Genomic DNA, 9,348 nt, shown 5'->3' on the forward strand with positions numbered 1-9,348 from the left:
CGCGCGCGACTTCCTGCGCGTTGAACTGGGCCGCCAACTGGCCGCCGAATGGCGTGCCGCGTTCGATGGCAACCAGACCCCCGGCGCGTACAGCCCTGCGCCCGGCCCCGCCGGCCGGCGCGCCCTGAAAAACCAGGCGCTGGGCCACCTGATGGCGGCCCGAGACGAAGGCGCGCAAGCATTGGCCCAGGCCCAGTTCGACCAGGCCGGCAACATGACCGACAGCATGGCCGCGCTGTCCGCCCTGGTGAATTTCGGCGAACCGCAAGCCGCCGCGCAGGCGCTGGACGCGTTCTACGCACGCTGGCAGGACGACCCGCTGGTGATCGACAAATGGTTCACGCTACAGGCCACCGCGCGCGCCACCGATGTCGATGCGGTCCGTGCGCTGATGGCGCACCCGGCCTTCACCCTGCGCAACCCCAATCGCGCGCGCGCGCTGGTGTTCCAGTTCTGCCTGAACAACCCCCGCGGGCTGCACCGGCCCGACGGAACGGGTTATGACTACTGGGCTGACCAGGTATTGGCGCTGGACGCGCTGAACCCCGAAGTGGCCGCACGCCTGGCCCGCGCCCTGGACAACTGGTCACGCTTCGTGCCGTCACTGCGCGCGCCCATGCAGGCCGCGTTGCAGCGCGTGCGCGGCCATGCAGGGCTGTCGCGCAACGTGCTCGAAATCGTATCCAAGGCTCTGGAACTCGCCACTTGAGCGCCAGGCTTCTCATTCGCTGCTAACGGAGATTTCTCGTGAAACGCAAAACTCTTACTCAATATCTGGTCGAGCAGCAGCGCTCGGCCCAGGCCCTGGGCCCTGAAGTCCGCCTGCTGATCGAAGTGGTGGCGCGCGCCTGCAAAGCCATCAGCCATGCCGTCAGCAAGGGCGCGCTGGGCGGCGTGCTGGGCAGCCTCGAATCCGAGAACGTCCAGGGCGAAGTGCAGAAAAAACTGGACGTGCTGTCCAACGAGATCCTGCTCGAAGCCAACGAATGGGGCGGCCACCTGGCCGCGATGGCTTCCGAGGAAATGGAAACCATCCACCTCATCCCCAACCGCTACCCCAAGGGCGAATACCTGCTGCTGTTCGATCCCCTGGACGGCTCGTCGAACATCGACGTGAATGTCTCGATCGGCACGATTTTCTCGGTGTTGCGCGCCCCGCATCGCGTAGCGGGCGCCGACGAGGTCTGCGAACAAGACTTCCTGCAGCCCGGCAGTCAGCAAGTGGCGGCCGGCTACGCCGTGTACGGCCCGCAGACCATGCTGGTGCTTACCATAGGCAACGGCGTGGTGGGCTTCACGCTGGACCGCGAAATGGGCTCATGGGTTCTGACGCACGAACGCATGCAGATTCCGGAAGACACCAAGGAATTCGCCATCAACATGTCGAACATGCGCCACTGGGCCCCGCCCGTCAAGCGCTACATCGACGACTGCCTGGCAGGCAAGACGGGCCCGCTGGGCAAAGACTTCAACATGCGCTGGATTGCCTCGATGGTGGCCGACGTGCACCGCATCATGACCCGCGGCGGTATTTTCATGTACCCCTGGGATGCGCGCGAACCGGGCAAGGCCGGCAAACTGCGGCTGATGTACGAAGCCAACCCCATGAGCATGATCGTCGAGCAGGCCGGCGGCGCGGCCATCGACGGCAAGCAGCGCATCCTGGACGTCCAGCCCGAAAAGCTGCACCAACGCGTCAGTGTGATCCTGGGCTCGAAGAACGAAGTCGAGCGGGTCGCGCGCTATCACGCCGAAGCTGAACAAGGATAACGCCAGGAAAACACGGCGGGGGGTTCCGCCGTGCGATGCCAGGCGCGCAAGGCGCCTGGCATTTTTCAAGGACGGCTACTTCACTTCCTCTATCGTTTTCACATCGTCCTTGTTCATCTGGACTTTGTGGCCATCCTTCTCGTATTCGTAGAAGCCCGTATCTTCGTTGTACTCGGGCTCATCGGGTGTGACGACTTGGCTGCCGTCGCGCTTTTCCACCATCGATGGCGACGAGCAGCCCGCCAGTACGCCGACTCCGGTCAGGATCAGGGCTAGCGTCGTGGTCTTAAGCTTCATGGGGTGTTTCTCCCTCTGTCTTGAACGAGCTTTCACTGTAGGCCCTGGGCCACGCTGAACCCGTGACGGGATGTCTTCAAAATGCATAAGTCTGTAATGACAGCGCGATACCCTGCGGGCTGCCCGGAAGAAAAAACCCCCAGCCTGGCCAGGCTGGGGGTTTCGCCGTAAAAGGCGGAAAACGCGCTTACACTTTGGCATGGGCCTCGATGTAGTTTCGTACCAACTTCACGTCGCAATCCATCACTTCCACACGCTGGGGCAACGATTCCAGGTCGGCCAGCGCCGGCGGCGGTGTCACGGGCTTGCCCAGCGCGGCTTCTATCGTGTCCGAGAACTTGGCCGGCAAGGCCGTTTCCAGCACCAGCATGGGCACGCCGGGTTCCACGAATTCGCGCGCCACCTTCACCCCGTCGGCCGTATGCGGATCCACCAGCACGCCCGTGGCGTCGTAGGTGGAACGGATCACGGCCAGGCGATCGGCGTGGGTGCTGGTGCCGGCCACAAAACCATAGGCGGATTCGAACTGCGGCCGCAGGCCTGAAAGGTCGAAGAAGCCGTCACGCGCCATGTCGGCCCACAGCGCCTTGACGCGCTGGGGATCCCGGCCGGTCAGGTCGAACACGAAACGTTCGAAGTTGGACGCGCGGGAAATATCCATGGACGGGCTGGAGGTGGCATAGGTATGTTCGGCGCCGCGCGGCCGGTAAATGCCGGTACGGAAGAATTCTTCCAGCACATTGTTTTCGTTGGTGGCCAGCACTAGGCGGCGCACCGGCAAGCCCATGGCGCGCGCAATGTGGCCCGACAGGATATTGCCGAAATTGCCCGACGGCACGGCGAACGACACCTGCTGGCCCGGCGCGGAAGTGGCGCGCAGCCAGCCGTGGAAGTAATAGACCACCTGGGCGGCGATGCGTGCCCAGTTGATGGAGTTCACTGCCCCGATGCGGTAGCGGGCCTTGAATTCCAGGTCGCCTGCCAGCGCCTTGACGATGTCCTGCGCATCATCGAACACGCCGCGCACCGCGATGTTGTGGATGTTCCCGTCTTGCAGCGAGTACATCTGCGCACGCTGGAACGCGCTCATGCGGCCATGCGGCGACAGCATGAACACCGCCACGCCCTTCTTGCCGCGCAAGGCGTATTCCGCCGCGGAACCCGTGTCGCCCGAGGTTGCCCCCAGGATGTTCAGCGTGGCGCCGCGCCGGGTCAGCACGTATTCGAACACCTGGCCCAGGAACTGCATGGCCATGTCCTTGAATGCCAGCGTGGGGCCTTCGGACAGGCCCAGCAGCTGCAGGCCGCCGTCGAGCGGCCGCAAGGGCACGATGTCTTCGCTGCTGAACACGCCCTGCCGATAGGCGGCGCGCGTCAGGCCGCGCAGGTCGTCGGCGGGGATATCGGTGGCGAAGCGCGACAGCACTTCAAAGGCCAGATCGGCGTACGGCAGGCCGCGCCAGGACTCGAGCGTGTCCGCGGACACCTGCGGCAAGGTTTCGGGAATGGCCAGCCCGCCGTCGGGCGCCAGCCCCTCGAGCAGGATATCGCTGAAAGCCTGCGGCGCCATGCCGCCGCGAGTGGAAATGTATTTCACGTCAGATTCTCTACGCGCAGGCGCGTAACGGTGGACCGCACGAACGGCAGTTGTTCGATGATGCTGATAGCCTGATTCACATTGCCTTCGACGGCCTGGTGCGTCAGGAAAATGATGTCGGCGCCGCCAATGTGCGACGGCTGCTGGATCATCGAACCAATGGAAATGCCGCGCTCGGCCAGCACGCGGGCGATGTCGGCCAGCACGCCCGGCTGGTCGTCCACGCGCAAGCGCAGGTAATACGAGGTACTGATTTCCTCGATGGGCAGAATGGCCAGGTCGGACAGCGCATCGGGCTGGAACGCCAGGTGCGGCACGCGGTTGCCCGGGTCGGCGGTATGCAGGCGCGTGACGTCGACCAGATCGGCCACCACGGCCGACGCGGTGGGTTCTTCGCCCGCGCCCTGCCCGTAGTACAGCGTGGGGCCGACCGCGTCGCCGCGCACCAGCACGGCATTCATGGCACCCTCGACATTGGCCAGCAGGCGCTCGGCCGGGACCAGCGCCGGATGCACGCGCAGTTCGATGCCGTCGGTGCGGCGGCGGGTGATGCCCAGCAGCTTGATGCGGTAGCCCAGGCGCTCGGCATGCGAAATATCTTCCTGCGCCAGCTGCGAAATGCCCTCGATGTGCGCCTTGTCGAACTGCACCGGCACGCCGAAGGCCAGCGAAGCCAGCAGCGTCAGCTTGTGCGCGGCGTCCACGCCTTCTACATCGAACGTGGGGTCGGCCTCGGCGTAGCCCAGGCGCTGGGCTTCGGCCAACACGTCCGCGAAGGCCAGGCCGCGCGTGCGCATTTCAGACAGGATGAAATTGGTCGTGCCGTTGATGATGCCGGCCACCCATTCGATGCGGTTGGCCGTCAGCCCTTCGCGTATGGCCTTGATGATGGGAATGCCGCCGGCCACGGCAGCCTCGAAGGCCACCATGACGCCTTGCTCGGAAGCCGCGGCGAAGATTTCATTGCCATGCTTGGCCAGCAGGGCCTTGTTGGCGGTGACCACGTGCTTGCCGTTGGCAATGGCTTCCAGCACCAGTTCGCGCGCCAGGGTGTCGCCGCCGATGAGCTCGACCACGATATCCACTTCAGGGTCGCGCACCAGGGCATGCACGTCGGTATCGACCGAGACGGCATCGCCGACGCGGCTGCGGGCCTTGGCCACGTCGCGCACCGCGACCCGGCTGACCTCGATGCGCCGGCCGGCGCGGCGGGCGATTTCCTCGGCGTTGCGGGCCAGCACGCTCCAGGTGCCCCCGCCCACCACCCCCAGGCCCAGCAGGCCGATCTTGATGGGCTTGATTTCGGCAGCGGACCGCGGCTGCTGCAGGGGTATTGCGTTTGTCATTTCAGTTTTCCATTGCGTTGCGCACCAGCCGCCTCGCGTGCAACAGGTGCGGCTAGATCGGGGACGCTTCGGGGGCGGGCTTCATTTCAACAGGCCGTCTTTGCGGAACATGTCCTTGATGCCGCGCACCGCCTGGCGAGTGCGTTGTTCGTTCTCGATAAGCGCGAAGCGCACGTATTCATCGCCGTATTCGCCAAAGCCGATGCCTGGCGACACCGCCACCTTGGCGTCAGACAGCACGCGCTTGGCGAACTCGAGCGAGCCCATGGCCCGGTAGGGCTCGGGGATCTGGGCCCAGATGTACATCGACGCCTTGGGAATTTCGACATTCCAGCCCGCTTCGTGCAGGCCACGAGCCAGGACGTCGCGGCGGCTGCGGTACTGTTCGACCACCTCGTTGACACATTCCTGCGGGCCATCGAGAGCCGCGATGGAAGCCACCTGAATGGGCGTGAACGTGCCGTAATCGTGGTAGCTCTTGATGCGCGCCAGCGCGTTCACCAGTTCGCGGTTGCCCACCATGTAGCCGATGCGCCAGCCGGCCATGTTGTAGCTTTTGCTCATGGTGAAGAACTCGACCGCCACGTCGCGCGCGCCCGGCACCTGCATGATGGAAGGCGCCACGTAGCCGTCGAAGCAGATGTCGGCGTAGGCCAGGTCGTGCACCACCAGGATGTCGTGTTCCTTGGCCAGCGCCACCACGCGTTCGAAGAACGACAGGTCCACGCACTGCGCGGTGGGGTTGCTGGGGAAGCCCAGGATCATCATCTTGGGCTTGGGAATCGACTCGCGCACGGCGCGCTCGAGCTCTTCGAAGAAATCCACGCCGGGCGTCATGCGCACCGAACGGATGTTGGCGCCGGCGATCACCGCGCCATAAATATGGATGGGATAGCTGGGGTTGGGCACCAGCACCGTGTCGCCGCGGTCCAGGGTGGCCAGCATCAGGTGCGCCAGGCCCTCTTTCGAGCCGATGGTGACAATGGCCTCGCTGTCGGGGTCGAACTCGACCGCGTAACGGCGCTGGTACCAGTCACAGATGGCCTTGCGCAGGCGCGGAATACCCTTGGACACCGAATAGCCATGCGTGGTGGGCCGCGACGAGGCCTCGACCAGCTTGTCGACGATATGCTTGGGGGTCGGACCATCGGGGTTGCCCATGGACATATCGATGATGTCCTCGCCGCGCCGCCGGGCGGCCATCTTGAGCTCGCCGGTGATATTGAACACGTAGGGCGGCAGGCGCTCGATGCGGGAGAACTTCCTCATGGGACCAATTCCTTGATTAAGGCAGGATGTGACAAGTGGTTTGCGGTGCAGCAAAACTTAGTAATCTAGCGCATGCGAGCCCGGGCGGCAAATGGGCGCATTTTGCCCCCTTCCCCCGTGGATACCCTGCAACATGCAGACATTCCGATGCGCTATCATCGGAATCATAAAGCCGGAGTATTTATTGAAGCTGCACACCGACCCTGCATCGGCCCTGAATACCGTTACCGCCTACGGTGACGGCTACATCGAGGTCAACCAGGTACGATTTTCCCACGCGGTCGCCTTCGGCCCCGAAGGCACTGTCGCCGAATGGCCCGTACGGGCCGCCACCGATATCACCGCCCCTTTGTTGCAACAGGCTGCCGGGCTGTCCGACGCAGCGCGCGACCCCATGGCCTTCCTGGACGAACCCGAAACAGCCGGGCCGGCCACAGGCGTGGGCCCCGAGGTTCTGCTGGTGGGCACCGGCAGCCGGCAGCGGCTGCTGGGCCAGGACGTGTTGCGCCCCTTGCTGGCGGCCGGCGTCGGTGTCGAAGTCATGGACACCCAGGCGGCCGCCCGCACCTACAACATCCTGATGGCAGAGGGCCGGCGCGTGGTCGTCGCCCTGCTGCCCACCGACGGAGATCTTCCCGCATGACACCGCATATCGGCAAACCGGCCCCGCAGTTCACGGCCGAAAGCACCATTGGCCCCATCAGCCTCGGGCAATGCCAGGGCCGCGCGGTGGTGCTGTATTTCTACCCGAAAGACAACACCCCCGGCTGCACCACCGAGAGCCAGAACTTCCGCGACCTGCACGCCGACTTCATCGAGGCGGGCGCGGTCGTGGTGGGCATTTCGCGCGATTCGCTGAAATCGCACCAGAACTTCCAGGCCAAGTATGAACTGCCCTTCCCGCTGATCGCCGATACCGACGAAACCGTGTGCAATTTGTACGGCGTCATCAAGCAGAAGAATATGTACGGTAAACAAGTGCGTGGCATCGAGCGCAGCACGTTTCTTATCGATGCCTATGGCCGGCTGGTACAGGAATGGCGGGGGGTGAAGGTGCCCAACCACGCCAACGAAGTGCTGCAAGCCGCCCGCAGTATCGGTTGATCCCGCAGTAGAACCACCGTCAGGCGCTATAGCCGGCCCCCCAGGAGAACCACCTATATGCCGCTACCGAAGTTGCCCACCCGACCCGCAGCCATCCTGACATTCCCCTCGGGCGAGAATGCCCGAAGCAAGGCCCGTCCCAGCAAGGCGGCACCGCCGGCGACCGCCCAGGCAGCCAAGCCGCTGCCCCTGCAACCCGAACTGGAAGGCATCAAGTCCCAGGCAACCCCGGCATCCGCCCCCGTGGCGGTACCCGCCGCACCGCGCCCCGCCCGCGCGGCCAAGCCGTCCGGCGCCGCGCGCAAGCCCAAGGTCCGGGCCCAGAGCGCGGCACGCAAGTTGTTCGTGCTGGATACCAACGTGCTGCTGCACGACCCCACGTCGCTGTTCCGCTTCGAAGAACACGACATCTTCCTGCCCATGATGACGCTGGAAGAGCTGGACCACCAGAAAAAGGGCATGTCCGAGGTGGCGCGCAACGCCCGCCAGGTCAGCCGTTCCCTGGACGCGCTGGTGCAGGACGCCAGCCAGCTCGACGAAGGCCTGGAACTGAGCGCGCTGGGCAATAAAGACGCCACCGGGCGGCTGATGTTCCAGACCACGGCCATCCACAGCACCCTGCCTTCCGACCTGCCCATGGGCAAGGCCGACAACCAGATCCTGGGCGTGGTGCGTGCCCTGCAGGAAAAATTCCCGCAGCGCGAAGTCGTGCTGGTGTCCAAGGACATCAACATGCGCCTGAAGGCCCGGGCGCTGGGCATGGCGGCGGAAGACTACTACAACGACCATGTCCTGGAAGACACGGACCTGATGTATTCGGGCATCATGCAGTTGCCCGAAGACTTCTGGAACCGCCACGGCAAGGATGTGGAATCCTGGCAGCAAGGCGGCACCACGTTCTACCGCATCCACGGCCCGCTGTGTTCGCAGTTCGTGGTCAACCAGTTCGTCTACTTCGAAGGCCAGATGCCCCTGTACGCACAGGTGCGCGAAGTCAGCGGCAAGACGGCCGTACTGGCCACGCTGCGCGACTACACGCATGGCAAGAACAATGTGTGGGGCATCACCGCGCGCAACCGCGAACAGAACTTCGCCCTGAACCTGCTGATGAACCCCGATTGCGACTTCATCTCGCTGCTGGGCCAGGCAGGCACGGGCAAGACGCTGCTGGCGCTGGCCGCCGGCATTACCCAGGTACTGGAAACCAAGCGCTACACCGAAATCATCATGACGCGCGTCACGGTGCCCGTGGGTGAAGACATCGGCTTCCTGCCGGGCACCGAAGAGGAAAAGATGCTGCCCTGGATGGGTGCCCTGGAAGACAACCTGGACGTGCTGAACATGGGCGATGGCGATGGCGGCGACTGGGGCCGCGCCGCCACCATGGACTTGATCCGCTCGCGCATCAAGGTGAAATCGCTGAATTTCATGCGAGGCCGCACCTTCCTGAACAAGTACCTGATCATCGACGAAGCGCAGAACCTGACGCCCAAGCAGATGAAAACCCTGGTGACACGGGCCGGCCCCGGCACCAAGGTCGTATGCCTGGGCAATGTGGCGCAGATCGACACGCCCTACCTCACCGAAGGCAGTTCCGGCCTGACTTTCGTGGTAGACCGCTTCAAGGGCTGGCCGCACGCCGGGCACGTCACGCTGCAGCGCGGCGAACGTTCGCGCCTGGCCGACTACGCGGGCGACGTCCTGTAATGCACGACCGCCCGCCCGTGGGAATCACGATGGGCGATGCCGCCGGCATCGGCCCGGAAATCATCGTGAAAGCCTGCGCGCAGGGCCTGAAGGCGCCGGCCGTCGTCTATGGCGACGCCGGCGCCATGCAGCGCGCCGCCGGGTTGCTGGGCGCGCGGCTGGACATCCGCGAAATCAACAGTGTCAGCCAGGCCAGCGCCAGCCCTGGCCGCATCGAAGTAATTACTTGTGCGCCGCCGCTGCCGGCCCACCTGCCCC

The 9,348-nt window shown here is 64.6% G+C and carries 9 protein-coding genes and 1 pseudogene; 6 read left to right on the forward strand and 4 right to left on the reverse strand.

The window, feature by feature from the left end; translation table 11 throughout:
- On the forward strand, nucleotides 1–709 hold a 709-nt coding region (locus LPZ50_RS16960), incomplete at its 5' end, for an aminopeptidase N C-terminal domain-containing protein (RefSeq protein WP_230662882.1).
- A 38-nt stretch (nucleotides 710–747) separates the two neighbouring features.
- Nucleotides 748–1,770: a class 1 fructose-bisphosphatase gene (locus LPZ50_RS16965; RefSeq protein ID WP_230662884.1), complete on the forward strand. Its 1,023-nt coding sequence runs from the start codon at nucleotides 748–750 to the stop codon at nucleotides 1,768–1,770.
- Nucleotides 1,771–1,845: 75 nt separating this feature from the next.
- Here LPZ50_RS16965 and LPZ50_RS16970 read toward each other — a convergent pair whose 3' ends face one another.
- The 4 genes from LPZ50_RS16970 to alaC all read right to left on the reverse strand — a co-directional run bounded on the left by LPZ50_RS16970 (nucleotide 1,846) and on the right by alaC (nucleotide 6,279).
- The gene (locus tag LPZ50_RS16970) at nucleotides 1,846–2,067 is read right to left on the reverse strand and encodes a YgdI/YgdR family lipoprotein (RefSeq protein ID WP_230662886.1); all 222 of its coding nucleotides are present in this window, start codon (nucleotides 2,065–2,067) and stop codon (nucleotides 1,846–1,848) included.
- Nucleotides 2,068–2,254: 187 nt separating this feature from the next.
- Nucleotides 2,255–3,664 carry a threonine synthase gene (thrC, locus tag LPZ50_RS16975; protein WP_230662888.1) on the reverse strand — a complete coding sequence of 470 codons (1,410 nt, stop codon included), beginning with the start codon at nucleotides 3,662–3,664 and terminating at the stop codon, nucleotides 2,255–2,257.
- Complete coding sequence (locus LPZ50_RS16980; RefSeq protein ID WP_230662898.1) at nucleotides 3,661–4,965, reverse strand: homoserine dehydrogenase; 1,305 nt, start codon at nucleotides 4,963–4,965, stop codon at nucleotides 3,661–3,663. Before LPZ50_RS16980 ends, thrC begins: the two co-directional genes overlap by 4 nt.
- Nucleotides 4,966–5,091: 126 nt before the next feature.
- On the reverse strand, nucleotides 5,092–6,279 hold the full coding sequence (gene alaC / locus LPZ50_RS16985; RefSeq protein ID WP_230662890.1) for an alanine transaminase: 1,188 nt from the start codon (nucleotides 6,277–6,279) through the stop codon (nucleotides 5,092–5,094).
- A gap of 184 nt (nucleotides 6,280–6,463) precedes the next feature.
- Here alaC and LPZ50_RS16990 point away from each other — a divergent pair, with 184 nt between their 5' ends.
- From LPZ50_RS16990 to LPZ50_RS17005, 4 genes and pseudogenes are all read left to right on the forward strand, one after another.
- Nucleotides 6,464–6,922, forward strand: coding sequence for an Mth938-like domain-containing protein (locus tag LPZ50_RS16990; RefSeq protein ID WP_230662892.1), 459 nt, complete (start codon nucleotides 6,464–6,466; stop codon nucleotides 6,920–6,922).
- Entirely contained in the window at nucleotides 6,919–7,383 is a 465-nt protein-coding gene (locus tag LPZ50_RS16995; protein WP_230662894.1) for a peroxiredoxin, read from the forward strand. Before LPZ50_RS16990 ends, LPZ50_RS16995 begins: the two co-directional genes overlap by 4 nt.
- Nucleotides 7,384–7,440: 57 nt before the next feature.
- Nucleotides 7,441–9,090, forward strand: a complete 1,650-nt coding sequence (locus tag LPZ50_RS17000) for a PhoH family protein (protein WP_230662896.1) — start codon at nucleotides 7,441–7,443, stop codon at nucleotides 9,088–9,090.
- A pseudogene (locus LPZ50_RS17005) lies at nucleotides 9,090–9,348 on the forward strand (4-hydroxythreonine-4-phosphate dehydrogenase PdxA); the annotation flags it as partial. The gene LPZ50_RS17000 and the pseudogene LPZ50_RS17005, both read left to right, overlap by 1 nt.

It is taken from the genome of Bordetella petrii (assembly GCF_020991325.1).
GTDB lineage: Bacteria > Pseudomonadota > Gammaproteobacteria > Burkholderiales > Burkholderiaceae_B > Bordetella_A > Bordetella_A petrii_E.